The organism is Amaricoccus tamworthensis (assembly GCF_049800875.1).
Taxonomy (GTDB): Bacteria; Pseudomonadota; Alphaproteobacteria; order Rhodobacterales; family Rhodobacteraceae; genus Amaricoccus; species Amaricoccus tamworthensis.
The window spans coordinates 12014-27320 of sequence record NZ_JBNAFV010000016.1 but is presented as its reverse complement, the minus strand read 5'-3'; the positions used below and the strand labels follow the sequence as shown (position 1 = coordinate 27320).

Annotated in this window: 12 protein-coding genes and 1 pseudogene; 6 read left to right on the top strand and 7 right to left on the bottom strand. The window is 62.7% G+C overall.

Annotated features, from left to right (window positions below):
* The first annotated feature begins 73 nt into the window (after positions 1–73).
* The 3 genes from adh (at position 74) to ACP15P_RS18880 (ending at position 3819) form a co-directional block, all read left to right on the top strand.
* Positions 74–1594 carry an aldehyde dehydrogenase gene (gene adh / locus ACP15P_RS18890; protein WP_424930037.1) on the top strand — a complete coding sequence of 507 codons (1521 nt, stop codon included), beginning with the start codon at positions 74–76 and terminating at the stop codon, positions 1592–1594.
* A gap of 12 nt (positions 1595–1606) precedes the next feature.
* Entirely contained in the window at positions 1607–2641 is a 1035-nt protein-coding gene (gene adhP, locus ACP15P_RS18885; protein ID WP_424930036.1) for an alcohol dehydrogenase AdhP, read from the top strand.
* A gap of 113 nt (positions 2642–2754) precedes the next feature.
* Positions 2755–3819, top strand: a complete 1065-nt coding sequence (locus ACP15P_RS18880) for a hypothetical protein (RefSeq protein ID WP_424930035.1) — start codon at positions 2755–2757, stop codon at positions 3817–3819.
* A 132-nt stretch (positions 3820–3951) separates the two neighbouring features.
* Here ACP15P_RS18880 and ACP15P_RS18875 read toward each other — a convergent pair whose 3' ends face one another.
* Positions 3952–4104 (bottom strand): hypothetical protein, encoded by a 153-nt coding sequence (locus tag ACP15P_RS18875; RefSeq protein ID WP_424930034.1) that lies wholly within the window; start codon positions 4102–4104, stop codon positions 3952–3954.
* Positions 4105–4393: 289 nt separating this feature from the next.
* Positions 4394–5326: a glycosyltransferase family 2 protein gene (locus ACP15P_RS18870; protein WP_424930033.1), complete on the bottom strand. Its 933-nt coding sequence runs from the start codon at positions 5324–5326 to the stop codon at positions 4394–4396.
* Between the two features lie 569 nt (positions 5327–5895).
* On the opposite strand from ACP15P_RS18870, the gene ACP15P_RS18865 reads away from it, so the two are divergent.
* Both ACP15P_RS18865 and ACP15P_RS18860 read left to right on the top strand, forming a co-directional pair.
* The gene (locus ACP15P_RS18865; protein WP_424930032.1) at positions 5896–6624 is read left to right on the top strand and encodes a sugar transferase; all 729 of its coding nucleotides are present in this window, start codon (positions 5896–5898) and stop codon (positions 6622–6624) included.
* Between the two features lie 204 nt (positions 6625–6828).
* A complete protein-coding gene (locus ACP15P_RS18860; protein WP_424930031.1) occupies positions 6829–7224 on the top strand; it encodes a VPLPA-CTERM sorting domain-containing protein in 396 nt (131 codons plus the stop codon).
* A gap of 40 nt (positions 7225–7264) precedes the next feature.
* Here the strand turns inward: ACP15P_RS18860 and ACP15P_RS18855 are convergent, their stop codons facing one another.
* Complete coding sequence (locus tag ACP15P_RS18855; RefSeq protein ID WP_424930030.1) at positions 7265–8143, bottom strand: alpha/beta hydrolase fold domain-containing protein; 879 nt, start codon at positions 8141–8143, stop codon at positions 7265–7267.
* Between the two features lie 211 nt (positions 8144–8354).
* On the opposite strand from ACP15P_RS18855, the gene ACP15P_RS18850 reads away from it, so the two are divergent.
* Positions 8355–8756 (top strand): VPLPA-CTERM sorting domain-containing protein, encoded by a 402-nt coding sequence (locus ACP15P_RS18850; protein WP_424930029.1) that lies wholly within the window; start codon positions 8355–8357, stop codon positions 8754–8756.
* 81 nt (positions 8757–8837) lie between these two features.
* Here the strand turns inward: ACP15P_RS18850 and ACP15P_RS18845 are convergent.
* The 4 genes and pseudogenes from ACP15P_RS18845 to ACP15P_RS18830 all read right to left on the bottom strand — a co-directional run bounded on the left by ACP15P_RS18845 (position 8838) and on the right by ACP15P_RS18830 (position 15008).
* Positions 8838–10336, bottom strand: a pseudogene (locus ACP15P_RS18845) (phosphomannomutase/phosphoglucomutase).
* A gap of 224 nt (positions 10337–10560) precedes the next feature.
* Positions 10561–11844: a right-handed parallel beta-helix repeat-containing protein gene (locus ACP15P_RS18840; RefSeq protein ID WP_424930028.1), complete on the bottom strand. Its 1284-nt coding sequence runs from the start codon at positions 11842–11844 to the stop codon at positions 10561–10563.
* A 759-nt stretch (positions 11845–12603) separates the two neighbouring features.
* Positions 12604–13596, bottom strand: coding sequence for a ParB/RepB/Spo0J family partition protein (locus tag ACP15P_RS18835; RefSeq protein WP_424930027.1), 993 nt, complete (start codon positions 13594–13596; stop codon positions 12604–12606).
* Complete coding sequence (locus ACP15P_RS18830; protein WP_424930026.1) at positions 13596–15008, bottom strand: AAA family ATPase; 1413 nt, start codon at positions 15006–15008, stop codon at positions 13596–13598. The genes ACP15P_RS18835 and ACP15P_RS18830 overlap by 1 nt, the downstream gene beginning before the upstream one ends.
* Positions 15009–15307 lie beyond the last annotated feature (299 nt).

Here is a 15307-nt window from a genome sequence, read left to right as displayed (position 1 = left end):
AGCCCACCGTCCCGGCCGCCAGGGTCATTCCAGACCCGAACACGGGAGTCGGGCGCATAACGGAGGAAAACCCATGAATGAGATGACCCAGGTCGACACGCGTTTCACGTCACCCTTCAAAACCCGCTACGACAATTACATCGGCGGCACATTCACGCCCCCCGTCAGCGGAGTGTATTTCGACAACATCACGCCCATCACCGGCGCCATCGTCTGTGAGGTGGCCCGCTCGGGTGCGGCGGATGTGGACCTGGCACTGGATGCGGCCCATGGGGCGAAAACCGCCTGGGGGGCCACGCCGGCGGCGGAGCGGGCGAACATCCTGCTCAAAATCGCCGATGCGATCGACGCCAGTCTCGAACGCCTCGCCACGGCGGAGACCTGGGACAACGGCAAGCCCATCCGCGAGACCATGGCCGCCGACATCCCCCTCTCGGCCGATCATTTCCGCTATTTCGCGGGTATTCTGCGTGGTCAGGAAGGCACGATGAGCGAGATCGACGCGGATACCGTAGCCTATCACTACCATGAGCCGCTCGGCGTCGTGGGCCAGATCATCCCGTGGAACTTCTCGATCCTGATGGCCGCCTGGAAACTCGCCCCGGCGCTGGCCGCGGGCAATTGCATCGTCCTCAAACCCGCCGAACAGACCCCCGCCGCCATCATGGTTCTGGCGGAAATCATCGGCGACCTGCTGCCGCCGGGTGTCCTGAACATCGTCAACGGCTACGGGGCCGAGGTGGGTGCGCCGCTGGCACAGTCGCCCCGCATCGCCAAGATCGCCTTCACCGGCTCGACGCAAACGGGCCGCATGATCATGAAATACGCCACCGAGAACCTGATTCCGGTGACGCTGGAGCTGGGCGGGAAATCCCCCAACATCTTCTTCTCCGACGTGATGGCCCAGGATGACGCGTTTCTCGACAAGGCCGTGGAGGGCTTCGTGCTCTTTGCCTTCAATCAGGGTGAGGTCTGCACCTGTCCCTCCCGCGCGCTGATCCAGGAGGACATCTACGAGGCCTTTATCGAGCGCTGCATCGCGCGGGTAAAAGCCATCAAACAGGGTGACCCGCGCGATCCCGCCACCATGGTGGGCGCCCAGGCCAGTGCCGAGCAGCAGGAGAAAATCCTCTCCTATCTGACCATCGGCGTCGAGGAGGGCGCGGAGGTGCTCACCGGCGGGGCCGCCGCCCAAATGACCGGGGATCTGGAAAACGGCTTCTACATCCAGCCCACCATCCTGAAGGGCCACAACAAAATGCGCGTCTTTCAGGAGGAGATCTTCGGCCCGGTCGTCTCCGTGACCACTTTTAAGGATGCCGGGGAGGCCATGGCGCTGGCCAATGACACCATGTACGGGCTCGGCGCCGGGGTCTGGTCACGGGACATGAACACCTGCTACCGTTTTGGCCGTGGCATCGAGGCGGGCCGGGTATGGGTCAACAACTATCACGCCTATCCGGCACACGCGGCCTTTGGCGGCTACAAACAGTCCGGCATCGGACGCGAAAACCACCGCATGATGCTCGACCACTATCAGCAGACCAAAAACATGCTGGTAAGCTACAACCCCAACAAGCTCGGATTCTTCTAGGGAGTCGCAACAATGCCAAAGACGATGAAAGCCGCCGTTGTCCGCGAACTCGGCGCGCCCCTGCGGATTGAGGAGGCGCCGGTTCCGGAGGTCGAGCCTGGCATGATCCAGGTCGCCATCCAGGCCTCCGGTGTCTGCCACACCGACCTGCATGCCGCGGACGGGGACTGGCCGGTCAAACCGGAACCGCCCTTCATCCCCGGTCATGAGGGGGTGGGTTATGTCTCGGCCGTGGGCCGGGGCGTGACCCATGTGAAGGAGGGCGACCGGGTCGGCGTGCCCTGGCTCTATACCGCCTGCGGTCACTGCCGGCACTGTCTCGGCGGCTGGGAAACCCTCTGCAAAAGCCAGAAAAACACCGGCTATTCGGTCAATGGCGGTTTCGCGGAATACGTGCTTGCCGACCCGGGCTATGTCGGACACCTGCCCGCGAATGTCGATTTCAACAGTATCGCACCGGTGCTCTGCGCCGGTGTGACCGTCTACAAGGGCCTGAAGGTGACCGACACCAGGCCCGGCGACACGGTGGCAATCTCGGGCATCGGCGGGCTGGGCCACATGGCGGTTCAGTACGCCGTGGCCATGGGTCTGAACGTGGTGGCCGTCGATGTCGATGACGCCAAGCTCGACCTGGCCCGGCGCCTTGGCGCGAAAGTGACCGTGAACGCCCGGACCGATGAGGATCCCGCGGCCACGGTGGTGCGGGAAACCGGCGGCGGGGTTCAGGCGGCCCTCGTCACCGCGGTCAGCGAAAAGGCCTTTGAACAGGCCGTCGGCATGGTCGACCGCGGCGGCACGATTTCCCTCAACGGCCTGCCGCCCGGGGACTTCCCGCTCAACATCTTTGGCATGGTGCTGAACGGGGTGACGGTGCGCGGATCAATCGTGGGCACCCGTCTCGACCTGCGGGAATCACTGGAATTCGCCGGGGACGGCAAGGTGAAAGCCACCATCGACACCGCCCCGCTTGAGGAGATCAACACGATCTTTCAGCGGATGAAAAAGGGTGAAATCGAGGGCCGGATGGTCCTCGACCTCGCCTCCTGATCCGGCATCCGCACCTGCCCGCCCCTCCCCCGGGGCATGAAGCCACCGCTTGCCCCGGCGCTCGCGTTAAGGTTGAATACACGGCTCCATGTCCGGCTCAGGGAGGGGCATCCATGCCGATCTACGAATTTGCCAGCGAAGGGATACGCCCCCTCGACAGAACCAGCTTTGAACGGGTCCAGATGCGGGAACGCCACGACCTGCAGCGGCTTTTGCGCGAAAACATTGCCGTCATCTCCCCCGACACCCTCGTCATCGCCGAGGAGTTCGGGGACTGGGAGGGCGCCCGGCGGCGGATCGACCTGCTCGGGATCGACCGCAACGCCAATCCTGTGGTGATTGAGCTCAAACGCACCGAGGATGGCGGCCACATGGAGCTTCAGGCCATCCGCTACGCGGCCATGATCTCGACCATGACCTTTGACCAGGCCGTGGACGCCTTCTCCCGCCATCTCGCCGCCTCGGGGAGCGATGGCTCCCAGGCCCGCGCCGAACTGCTGGAGTTTCTCGGCTGGGATGAGCCGGATGAGGACGCCTTTGCCCAGGACGTGCGGATCGTTCTGGCCTCCGCGGAATTTTCCCGTGAGCTGACCGGCTCCGTTCTGTGGCTTCTGGAACGGGCCATCGACATAAGCTGCGTGCGCCTGCAGCCCTATGAGCTGGACGGGCGGGTGCTGGTGGACGTGCAGCAGGTCATCCCCCTGCCCGAGGCCGCTGAATACCAGGTTCAGGTCCGCGAGAAGGCCCGCCGCGAGCGCGCCGCCCGTGCGGGTGGCGCCGATTACACCCGCTATGACCTTACCCTGGGCGACAGCCGCTTCACCGCCGAGCCCAAGCGCCGCGTCATCCACCGCACCTTCCGGTATCTGGTGGAAACCGGCGTGGCACCGGAGGAGGTCGCGGCCCATTGCGGCCCGCGCTCAAACCGGGCGCTCATCGCGGTGGAGGGTGAGGTCGGCCGGGAGGAGTTCCTGCGCCTTGCCGGTGAAATGCGCGCGGCCGAAGGCCGCCGCTTCGACCCCATCCGCTATTTCTGCGACGACGCGGATCTCATGCGGCTGAACGGTAAAACCTACGCCTTTCTCAACCAGTGGGGCGGCAGCGACTGGCTCGACGCCATGACCGCCCTGGGCAAAGCCTTTCCCGACAGGAAAATCTCCTTCAGCCCCGCCGGTTAGCCCCGCGCGGCCCTGTTTGGATCTCTGCCGCAGGGAACCGGGCCTCCCTCCCCTGCAACCGGTATATGGCCAACCCGGACAGTTTGGCCGTAGGATCATATTCCTGACGTAACAGGCCCGCGCGGGCTGTTATCACGTGAAAGGGGGAAGAGAATGCCGAGAAAACGGATCGATGACGATATCACCATACACACGGCCGATATTATCCATCAGGGCAGGTCTCTGACCTTTTGCTTTACCTGCAACGGCAATCAGGTTGAACGGCAGCCGGATGGGAAACTTCATTTCCAGTGGCCCTGCTGGCAGTGCCACGGGCGCGGCATGGTCGACCCTGATGAGGAAAACCCTTTCTGATGGCCCGCAGGATCGAAAAGCTTCAGCAGGCGTCGGTGTCTTCTCCCGTTCTCCGTCGCTTTCGCTGATGCCAAAAAGAGACGGGCTGCGGCCCTGATGCAGGTGACAGTCCGGCTCCAGGCATCCATCCGTGAGGCCCACCGGCTTGTGGAAACAGGTCAGGCCAGGGGCAAAATCGTGGTGGAGGGGTTTTAGGACAAAAGGGTCCCGGACCGGGGCACTATCCCCGACCGCCGGTCTGGTGCCAGCCACCGCTCATGCGCGACCCGTCAGCCCCGAAAGCCAGCTGCAGCATCTTCCAGGCCCGGTACCAGCGGATGCGCACCACCCCGCGCAAACACAGCAGCCGGTCGCCAAAACCGCTGAGATACCCCGTCCTGGCAATGGTGGGGATCTCCGCCAGGGGCGACGCCGCAAGCGCAGCGGCCCGCAAAAGCCACTTCAGACGGGGCACGATCCCTGCCGGCACCACCTCGAAGTCATGGGCGATATGCCGGTCCCATTTGCGGGTCAGATCGGCGAAATTCTCCCGCGCGGGCGTGTGAATTCCAATTTCCGGCACGTACTCGATGCGGTATCCCATCGCCGTGGCCCGCTGCCCCCAGTCCATGTCCTCGGCCACGTTTATGCCCGCGAAGGGCCCCACCTTTTCAAAGACCTCCCGCCGCACGGCCATGTTGCAGGTCGCCGCATAGTTGTCCCGCTCGATGAAGAGCTTCATACGGTAGCCGTAAACACTCTCAAAGGCCTCCACCATGGTCAGGTCTTCCGGATTGACCGGCGCAATGCGCACCTGCCCGCCCAGGGCATCCGCGGCATCCTTTCGCCGGAAATACGCCGCGATTGCGGAAAACCAGCCTGGATCGGCGGTACAGTCACTGTCGATAAAGGCAAGAATTCCGCCACGGGCAAGCCCGGCGCCATGGCTGCGCGCGGGCCCGGGCCCTGGGGTTGTTTCAACCTCAAGACGAACACCCCCGAAATCCGCGCAAACCGCGGCGGGAGGTTCCGGCGAGCCGTTATCCACCACGATCACCTCGAACGGCACGCCATCCCCGCGCTGCGCCTCCAGCGAGGCCAGACAGGCGCGCAGGTTTTCGGGCTGGTTGAGATGGGGAATGACCACACTGATCACCGGTTCGTCCGAGCCCATGTCCCACGCATCCTTTTTGCAAAGCGGGTCCCGCACCGTGCCTGAACCAGCCCCCGCAGATAAACCAGGGTTCCGGCCCGTTTCAAACCGAAACATGCGCCCACGCTGATTCCCGTAGCGCGGCAAACTCCGGCCACACCCGGCCGGTTCCCGCATTCGAAAGAAAAATACGCCAAAAATCACGGCCCGGCGGCTCCAAATCCCGGCTCCCAAAGCGGGAAAATCCCTGAAATCATGGGGTTGCCCCCAGGTCCCCCCCGGCGCTCCCAAACACGGAACGCCCGCAAAACAGCCGATTTGCCACACCTGCATAATTTCCTGGCAGAGAGGAGCCATCCCTGACGGTTTTAGCCAAAATTTCCTTGAATTTAAGGATAAATAATGGCTTAATAAAACGCGATGAGAGGGGTAACTCATCCAACAAACTGATGGCGTCGCCACAAAGGCTTCCCGGAGGCGTTCAGAAAGGCACAGGGGCTTTCCGGCCCGCTGGACCCGTAGACCGTCGCTGAGACGCCCGTGTCGCATATCCCGTTTGTTGTGTGCAGGGACGATTTTAGGTAGATTAAATGACACATATCGCGGAATTGGATACCGGTCTCGCCGTACCAGGATATGGACACCGGAAGTATGCCGGAACACCCGCTGAATTCAGATCCCTCATCCTCAGGGACGCACGCCGACGGCAGCGCAGACTGTCCTGGCGGGTCAAATCCATGATGGACCGCCTCGGGGCCCTCATACTCCTCATCACGTTTTCCCCGATCCTTCTGATGACAGCCTTTGGCATCCGGGCCAGTTCCCCGGGCCCGATCTTCTTCCGCCAGCCCCGCTACGGCCTCGGCGGCGAGGTGGTCGTGGTCACGAAATTCCGCACCATGCGGGTTGAGGGAACCGACATGTCCGGCCGCCGTCAGGCAACGCGCGACGATGACCGGGTCACCCGGATCGGCCGTTTCCTGCGCCGGACCTGCCTTGATGAACTGCCCCAGCTCTGGGACGTGCTCTGCGGCCGCATGTCGCTGGTGGGTCCACGCCCGCACGCGCTGGTGCTTGAGGTCGAGGGCAAGGACATTGAGGAGCTGATCCCCCATTACCACGAGCGCCACAGGGTCCGCCCAGGCGTAACGGGGCTTGCCCAGGTCAATGGCAACCGCGGACCGGTCGAGAATGTTGCAATGGCCCATGAGCGGGTCCGGTTCGATCTGGAATACATCCGCAGCCACTCGCTGCTTATGGACATCCGCATCCTGTTCCGGACACTGGCCGTGCCCTTCCAGAAGGACGGCTCCTTCTAGGACCGGGCCTCACATACAGTCACGACAGGGCCTTTCCGGCGGCATTCGGGAAGGCCTTTTTCTTTGGGGCCGCCCTCCCCGCCTGGTCAACACCGCATTAACCACAAAATCCTAACATGATTGCCGCTGCCAGTCGCGGGCCTGTACCATCAGCACCGCGCGGCACCCCGCCGGAAAGAGAACGGGCCAGTCATGAGCGGACGCATGAAAACACTCAGCATGGCTCTTGCCATCACCGCCGGAGCCCTCCTGCTGGAGGCCCCGTCAGAGGCCATGGCCGCGCCCCTGAAAGGGCATGGCGCCACCTGGGAGACCTCGCCCTCAAAAGGCCGGAAAAGCGTGTCGCTGGGCAAAACCACATCCCGGACGAAACAGGGCTGGACCGGCGAAAACGGCTATCTTGGTCTCAATGACATGCTGATCGACCCGCAGGGACGCCCTGACAGCGGCCGGCAGGGCCATCGCGGGAAAAAACGCGGCCCAACCCCGGCTACAGTGCTGCCGGTCCCCCTGCCCGCCTCCCTGCCCCTGCTCGTGGGCGGCCTGGCCCTGATCGGCACCATCAGGCACCGCCGGAAGACCCGGGGCCACGACGTTTGACCAATGACCTGAAACACCCCACGCATTGAAAACCGTGATTTCAGGCGGTCCTGAGTGAATCAGGGGTTTCGCTTAACGCTTTGGAGCACCTGTCCCGAGGCGCCCCGAAGGCCCGTTTCAGAAACCCGACAGCGGGTTCGACCTCCGCATCGAAACCATCGCCCCCATGCCCCGCGCCCTCCACCAGGCGCAGCTCCACGGTCCGCACGCCTGGACGCCCCCGCATCACATCAAACAGCCGCCGCGTCTGAAGGGGGGATACAACGGTATCGGCTGTCCCATGAACCAGCAGTGCGGGCGGCAAAGGCGTATCACCTGGCAGGCTCCGCAAAAAACACAGCGGGCTGGCCGCATCGGCGCGGGAGGGGCTGTCCTCCACCCTCACGCCAATCAGAATATCCTCCGGGGCCGCTCCGCCGGTCGGGACCGAATTCCGGGTCACACCATCGGCCAGGCGATCCTCCGTCAGCCGCCCGAGATCCGACGGCGCATACCAGGACACCAGGGCGGCCAGCCGGGTCTTCGCATTCCCGGCCAGATCAAAAGCCGCCCAAAGCGCAAGATGCGCCCCCGAGGACTGCCCCCATACCGCGACACGGCTGCCATCATAGCCATGAACCCCAGCACGGGCGCGCAAAAACGCAAAAGCCCGGTGCAGATCATCGCGCTGAACCGGCCAGCGTGCTTCGGTGCTCCAGGTGTGGTTGATGGAGGCCACGGCAAGGCCCGCCTCCACCAGTTTCGCGGCACGGTCGTGACGGGTGATCTGGCTTTTGTCATTCCGGCACCAGCGCCCGCCATGGATGAACACAACCAGAGGCGGATTTTTCACATCATCGGGCAGATACAGATCCAGCCTGTTACGCTCCCGGTCGCCATATTCGATATCCATCCCGACCTGCATCCCCACACCCTCCATACCGCTTCCACGGACCTGAAAAACAGCCCGCAGGAGTCGCAAAAACACGGCTTAACTGCCGCCATACGATTAACCAATCAAGTTTATTACAATTGATCGAAAAGGCTGCGGAACGGTACAACATCACCAGTTTGTTACCGGCCGGGACCGGTGACGGCTGAAGGGGAAAGGCCTCTGAGGGGGGGCCGAATACAGTTTAAAGGGGACAAAAATGATCAACCGCACTCAGGGTCTTATCGCCGCCGCAATCGTTGCCGGTGCCATGACGCTTTCGCCGCTTTCCGCATCCGCCGGGATCATGAAAGGCTTCGACATGAAGCGTGGCGGCGGGTCTTCGCAGCAGATCAAAAAGATCGATTTTGGCGGCAGCAAATTCGATTTCGGTGGCAAATTCGACGAGCATAAAGACAGGTTCGAAAAACTCGGTGACCGTCTGGGCGGCCTGCTCGACCACAAAAAAGGCGACAGGAAATTCGGTGGCCAGGGCGGCTGGGGCGGCAAAAATTTCGACGCCGAGGACTGCGCCCCGGTTCCGCTTCCCGCAAGCCTGCCGCTGCTCATCGGTGGCCTTGGCCTGCTGGGCGCCGCTAAGCGCCGCCGCAAAAACAAATAAGGCCGGATCTTTCCACCTGACGAAAAACCCGGAGGTGCATTACACCTCCGGGTTTTTTTCATGACCGAAACACGAACGGCGTCAGATCTTCTGGTCGTATTCCCCCATGGAGGGTTCGGTCTGGATGATGGCGTCGAGATCCTCAAAAATCGCCCGCATCTGCGCCTCGCTTTCGGGGCTCTCACAGACCACCACCAGGTTGGGCGTGTTCGATGACGCCCGCACAAGGCCCCAGCCCCCGTTCTCCAGCTCCACCCGCGCGCCGTTGACCGTGACGATGCCGGTGATGGCCTGACCACCCAGGGAGCCCCCCTCAGCCGCACGGGCCTCGAGCTTCTCCACGATGCGGGCAAGAACATCATATTTCTCGGTATCGGGACAGAAGGGCGACATGGTCGGCGTCGACCAGGTCCGGCCAAGATCGCGGCGCAGGTCCGACAGTGATTTCTCCGGATTCCTGTCCATCAGCTTTGCGACCTCCACGGCCACCCGCATGCCGCAGTCATAGCCCCGCCCCACGGGTTCGGCCAGGAAGTAATGCCCGGATTTCTCGAAACCGGCCAGCGCGCCCAGTTCCTTCACCCGGCGCTTCATGTGGCTGTGGCCGGTCTTCCAGTAATCGGTTTTCGCACCATGCTCCTGAAGCACCGGATCGGTTTTGTAGAGACCGGTGGATTTCACATCCGCCACGAACTGCGCGTCGGGGTAAATCTTCGCGAGATCGCGGGCCATGATCACGCCCATCTTATCGGCGAAAATCTCCTCACCCTCGTCATCGACCACGCCGCAGCGGTCCCCGTCACCGTCGAAACCAAGTGCCAGATCCGCGCCGCTTTCCTTCACCGCGGCCGCCATGTCATGGAGCATCTCCATGGCCTCGGGGTTGGGGTTGTAGTTGGGGAAGGTGTAGTCGGGTGTGATGTGCAGCGGCACAACCTCCGCGCCAATGCGCCGCAGAATCTCAGGCGCAAAGGCCCCCGCCGTACCGTTGCCGGTCGCACAGACGAGTTTCAGCGGCCGGGAGAGGCGGAAATCCCCCACCAGATCGTCGATATAGGCCTCCCGCACACCCGTGACGGTCTCCCAGTTGCGCCACCCGGCCGGGTCTGGCCCTTGCCTTCCAGCACGATGTCGCGCAGCCGGGCCATGTCTTCCGGCCCATGGGTGAGCGGCCGCTCGAAGCCCATCTTCACCCCGGTCCAGCCGTTGGGGTTGTGGGAGGCCGTGACCATCGCCACGGCCGGAACATCGAGATGGAACTGGGAGAAATAGGCCATGGGCGAGAGCGCGGGACCAATGTCGCGCACGCTGATTCCCGCCTGAACAAGCCCCAGGATCAGGGCCTGTTTGATGGCCAGCGAATAGTCACGGTAATCGTTGCCCACCGCGATCTCGGGCTTCAGCCCCTTTTCCCACATCTGGGTGCCAATCCCCATGCCAAGGGCGGTCATGCCCGGCAGGTTGATCTCCTCGGGAAACTTCCAGCGCGCGTCATATTCCCGGAAGCCGGTGGGCGCGATCATCGGCTCGGAGAGGAACTCCCAGGTGTTTGGCGTGACGATGGTATGGGGTCTGACCATGTTTTCTCTTCCCAGGGATCTGAACTGTCTTAAATGGCGGATACCCTGGAAATGTGGCCGCTCCCGACCTGGGGTCAAGGGAAAACCGGGGATTTGCCCCACCCCGGCCCCACAATCCCGTGCGGTGTGACACCGCGACGTCCGGTGGACCTAAACGGGCATGAAAAAACCCGGATGTCCGCTGCGGAACATCCGGGCTCACGGAGAGAGGGAAAGGAAGGCCCTTACAGAAGCGCGTCCACATCCCCGAGATTAACCAGACGCAGGGCCATGGTGCCGTCATCCTGGGAAATGCGCAGAACCAGCGTGTCATCGCCCTCGACCTTCGTGCGCACGTCGGAAGACCGGGCGATGATCTCCTCGACATCCGCACGGCTGTCGATGGTCACGTCCCGGCCACCATCACTGACCGCAAGCGCATTGCCGTCATTGCCGTTCACGAACGTACCGGCATCGAAATCCCTCAGCACGATTGTGTCCCCGCCATCGAGATCCATGTTGCGGGCCACCACCTTGGTCCAGCCGTTGATGCTGTCCCCGTCGGCGGTCACCGTTTTGCCCGACCCGGCCTTCGTCACGGTGGTGTCGGTGTCCTTTGTCACCACCGAAGTGGTTCCACCGCCTCCGGTACCGGACCCCGTGCCGCCGTCGGTGACCTTGCTGCCAGGCTTGACGATGGTGTTGCCAAACACCTTCCAGCCGCTGCCGGACCCGCTGTAAATCTCATGGGCCGTATTGCCCGTAATTTCCACATCCGAGGAACCGCGGGAAACGTTGATCTCGGGTACATAACGGTCGCTGCTGGAGTTCACGGCCTGGTCCTGGACCACCACGTTGTCGGTGATGTCGAGCCCACGCACGTTGGAAACCACCTGGATGCCGTATTTGTGGCCGCTGGTTATGGTGTTGTCGTCGATCGTAATGTTTCTGTGCGTTGTGCCCGACCCGATATAGATCGCCTGGGTGAAGGTGTCATTGCTGTCGAGCACGTTGTTGCGGATGGTGATGTTGGAGGACGCCCCGTGGGTGGGGTGGATCTGGATCATGTCGTGATGGGCACCGCCACCGGTGGCCATGTTTTTAACCTGGTTGCCAACGATCAACGCGCCGTCCACCCCGGTCATGGCGATGGCGTCATTGTTCATCTTGGTGAAATCGTTGTTGCGGATGGTGATATCATCGGCCCGGTTGACGGCAATGCCCTTTTTGTTGCCGGCAAAGGAGGAGTCCTGGATGGTGATGTTCCTGGAGTCATTGATCGCCACCGCGTTGCCGCTGCCGGTGAATTTCAGGTCATCCACCTTGATGTTGGCGGAGTTGCGCAGGGTCAGGCCGCTCAGCGAGGCCGGGTTGCTGCCCTGTTCCGAGGTCAGGGTGATTGACTTGCTGATGCCGTTGATCGTCACGGAGCCGTAGTTGCCGGCCTTGAGCTGAATGGTGTCGCCATTGCTGGCGCTTCTGATCGCGGAGTTGAGCTGCGATGCGTTTGATACCTTGACTGTTGCCATTCCTGGAAGGGGTCCTTGCCTCTTACGTCACCCCGAACGGCGGTTCCTTTTTTGAACCGTCCGGGATCTGCCCAGACAGCGTAAAACCGGACCGCGGACACACCTTTCCTGGATGCCACCCACGACCCGTAACCGGACCCCGGAGAGGCATTGCGCCCTGCCGCCGTTTTCAGCTGCCAACCGTCCCCCGTCCGACGAAACAACCGGCCCGAACGGAGGTATGAAATTCCGACCGCCCGGGCCCTGAAAGCCTTTGTGGCAAGGGGCTCAGCCGGTCTGACAGGGAACTGGATCGCCCGAACTGGTTAAACGGCGATTAAGCGCAAAGAGGCATTTGCGGCGGGTTTGAGATAAGCGGATTTCCACTCAACACGTTAACGAAATGCTGCCCGGAGTCGCCCCATGTTCCGCGCGCGGAACGTCCGTAGACAAAGGGCGCTTCTGGCAAAAACGCCACATTGCCAGGTATTTCACCGCATCACGGGTGACCCACGCGAAAAACCGGGTAATCTGGTGTCAGGAGATGTGAGGCGGGAAACCCGCACCGCAATTCCCTACCGACGCAGGCGACGGCGCTTTCGCACCATTTCAAGCCCAAAAGCGCCCCACATACCCGCACCCGGATACGTCCAATAACTCACGATTTTATGAATACGTTCATGCCGTCCAATGCGGCCCGGCCCCGCTACGGCTTTGCCTGCATGCAAAAACGTCCCGCATGGCAAATGTTCCGCGCGCGGAACATTTCGGACAAACCGCTCAGTCGAGGTTTTTAAGCGCCCGCATCACCCGGTCACGCAGCTCCGGCGTCACCCCCCTGCCGCGCAGTTTCAGGGTCAGGGTCTTTCCACTGAGCGACTGCTCCAGGGCAATGCCGGGTTCGATCTCCACCGTCTCCGCCGCCGTTTTTTTGGGGCGTGGTTTGGCGGGTGCGGTTCCGGGCGCAAGCGCCTGACGCAAAGCCTCCAGCTCCTCCTCCGGCGACCCGGGATCCGCTGCCGCGATCTTTTCCGCAATCCGCCCGGCCTCTCCCGCCCGCACCGCGTCCACAAGCTGCAGGCCCAGACGTTCCGGCAGATGGGTCGGAAAGCGCAGCACCCCGTCGAGGGCATGATAAAGTTCCAGGAAGGCCCGGATGCGCGACCGTTTGGCCCGGCTGGCGGAGGCAAAGAGCGCGAGCAGCGCCGCCTTCTCGGTCGGGAAAATACCGCGCTGCGTGGCCAGCGCCGCCACCCGGGCGCGCTCATACTGGCTCAGCCCCACCCGGACCTCGTTTTCCTCAACCATGTTCACATAGGCATCGGCCACCGTGTCGGGTTTGCGGATGATGGCCTGAACCGTTGAGAACCGGCTCTCACCGGTTTCCGCCACGAGCGCCTTAAGCGCATGAAGCCGCCGCCAGCCTGAAATGAGCCCATAGGGCAGGGCGGTGCCCTCCAGGGGCGTAACCTCGATGGGCGTGCGCTGGCCGTGCAGGCGCAGGCTCTCCCGCAGCGCGGCCATCTCCTCGTCCTCAACCGGAATGCGGTCCCGGCTCAGGTGATCGGCGGAAATTTTGTCAAGCGGCAGATCGAGGATCATTCGCCCGCTATCCCGGGCCGACTGCAACGCGCCGGCCATCTCCTCCAGCGCCGCGGTGCCCGCCGCATCCGCCACGGTGGTGGCAATGGGTGCCTGGGGGCCGGAGCGCGCCGCTGGCGCGGGGGTGCTTCCCTGGCCGGTCACACCAGGCATGAGACGTCGCCGGGCCATCACACGGCCTCCTGGCGCCTGACGGGCCGGGTGGTGGCACCGGCCAGCTCATCGCGCCGCCAGGACCCCAGCAGCAGCCGCTTGAAGCCCGCATAGGTCTCATCGAATGTCCGCCGTCCCCGCGCATAGGTGTCGCGGTTGAAGTCCCGGTAATCCGCCTCATAGATGCCGTTGACCTGTTCCCCGGCCTGACCGACCAGGGCGGTGTAGTCCTGACGCCAGGGCGAGAGGGTGCGGCCGAGGTATCCCTGCATGAGAGCCGCCAGCTCGGCCTGCTGGGCGCCGTCATAGCGCGTGATGACCGCACGTACCGCATCCCACTCAAAGCGCGTCTCCGGGCGTCCCAGAGCCCGTGCGGCCAGGTTCTCCCCCTCCTCGATGGAATGGAAGGTGGAGTGCAGCATGTCGAAAAACCGCCCCGTGGAGTCAAACTCCAGGAAGGACGCGCCAAGCGGCACCAGCAGAATGTCCGCAGCGGCCAGTCCGTTGATGGTCAGGTAGCCAAGAGCCGGGGGTGTGTCGAGGATGACCACGTCATACTCGTTGAGCACCCCGTCCCGTTCCAGCGCCCCTGACAGGGCCTCCCAGAGCTTCCAGCCGCGCAGTTTCGTCCGCCATACCGGGATCTGAAACTCCGCCCAGTAGAGGTTGAGCTGTGCGCCGATCAGATCAATGTTCGGCCAGTGGGTTTTGCGGATCAGATCCTGGGCGGTTTTGTTGAGCGCCGTGTCCAGCACGTCATCAAGGGGCAGGGGGGTGTCACCGCGCTCCACCCGGCGCCGGTTCTCGGCCTGAAGCCCCAGCGCGTAATCCCGCGCGATCAGCGGAAACACCGTCTCCCACTCATCGGCGATTTTGCCGCCAAAGATCGAGGTCATGGACCCCTGGCTGTCGAGATCGATAATCAGCACCCGGTAGCCGTCGAGCGCGGCCGACATGGCCAGATGTGCCGCGGTTGAGGTCTTGCCCACCCCGCCCTTGAAATTGGCCACGGCCGTGATCTTGGCGGGCAGCCCTTTGGGACGGTAGGGCAGGTATTCCTTGGACCGGGAGCCTTCCGCGGCGAAATGCGCGCGCAGGGCCAGCACCTCGTCGAGGCTGAACCATTTGGCGCCACCTTCCGTTTCCGAGCGTCCCTGGGGCAGGTCGGGATTGGCCCGCAGCACCCGGCGGAAATGGGCCTGGGCCACGGGGATCAGATATTTGGTGATCTCCCAGGTCGAGAAGAGCCGCAGGGTTTTACCGCCCTCCTCCTGGTGCCCCCAGGTCTGCAGGTCATCCCGCCCCTGCACGCAGCGCGCGGCCAGACCGGCAAAACCCCCGGTGCTGACGGGCTCGTCCATTTCGGTCAGGGCGGCATCGGGCGAGATGTTGAAATAGGGGGGAGGGCTGCTGTCACCTGTCTGTGCCATGGTCTGGATATCCTTGTCAGGGCAGGGGGCCGAAAGGCTTTGGTTCCGCATGTATCGCGTTTCTACTTATGTACCATAAATCGCGATACATCAAAGGAAAACCGATATTCATCTGATTTTTCCCAGCAAAAACAATGGATTTTCTTTGTCGGAATACGTGTGATCCGGAGGGGCCATAAAATTTTATGGTGTTATTGAGTGTTAGATAGTGTGTTACGGGATTTTGCCGGTTCCGCAAACCCGTGGAATTGATTGGAAATTTCTCCGTGATTTCAGTGCGGGTGAATCCGGAACCACGT

Excerpts from the sequence above, each read along its gene's own strand:
- ACP15P_RS18850 (WP_424930029.1), top strand. The coding sequence starts at position 8,355 with ATGATCAACCGCACTCAGGGTCTTATCGCCGCCGCAATCGTTGCCGGT.
- ACP15P_RS18830 (WP_424930026.1), bottom strand. The coding sequence starts at position 15,008 with ATGGCACAGACAGGTGACAGCAGCCCTCCCCCCTATTTCAACATCTCG.
- ACP15P_RS18860 (WP_424930031.1), top strand. The coding sequence starts at position 6,829 with ATGAAAACACTCAGCATGGCTCTTGCCATCACCGCCGGAGCCCTCCTG.
- ACP15P_RS18835 (WP_424930027.1), bottom strand. The coding sequence starts at position 13,596 with ATGGCCCGGCGACGTCTCATGCCTGGTGTGACCGGCCAGGGAAGCACC.
- ACP15P_RS18865 (WP_424930032.1), top strand. The coding sequence starts at position 5,896 with ATGACACATATCGCGGAATTGGATACCGGTCTCGCCGTACCAGGATAT.
- adh (WP_424930037.1), top strand. The coding sequence starts at position 74 with ATGAATGAGATGACCCAGGTCGACACGCGTTTCACGTCACCCTTCAAA.
- ACP15P_RS18870 (WP_424930033.1), bottom strand. The coding sequence starts at position 5,326 with ATGGGCTCGGACGAACCGGTGATCAGTGTGGTCATTCCCCATCTCAAC.
- ACP15P_RS18875 (WP_424930034.1), bottom strand. The coding sequence starts at position 4,104 with ATGAAGTTTCCCATCCGGCTGCCGTTCAACCTGATTGCCGTTGCAGGT.
- ACP15P_RS18840 (WP_424930028.1), bottom strand. The coding sequence starts at position 11,844 with ATGGCAACAGTCAAGGTATCAAACGCATCGCAGCTCAACTCCGCGATC.
- adhP (WP_424930036.1), top strand. The coding sequence starts at position 1,607 with ATGCCAAAGACGATGAAAGCCGCCGTTGTCCGCGAACTCGGCGCGCCC.
- ACP15P_RS18880 (WP_424930035.1), top strand. The coding sequence starts at position 2,755 with ATGCCGATCTACGAATTTGCCAGCGAAGGGATACGCCCCCTCGACAGA.
- ACP15P_RS18855 (WP_424930030.1), bottom strand. The coding sequence starts at position 8,143 with ATGGAGGGTGTGGGGATGCAGGTCGGGATGGATATCGAATATGGCGAC.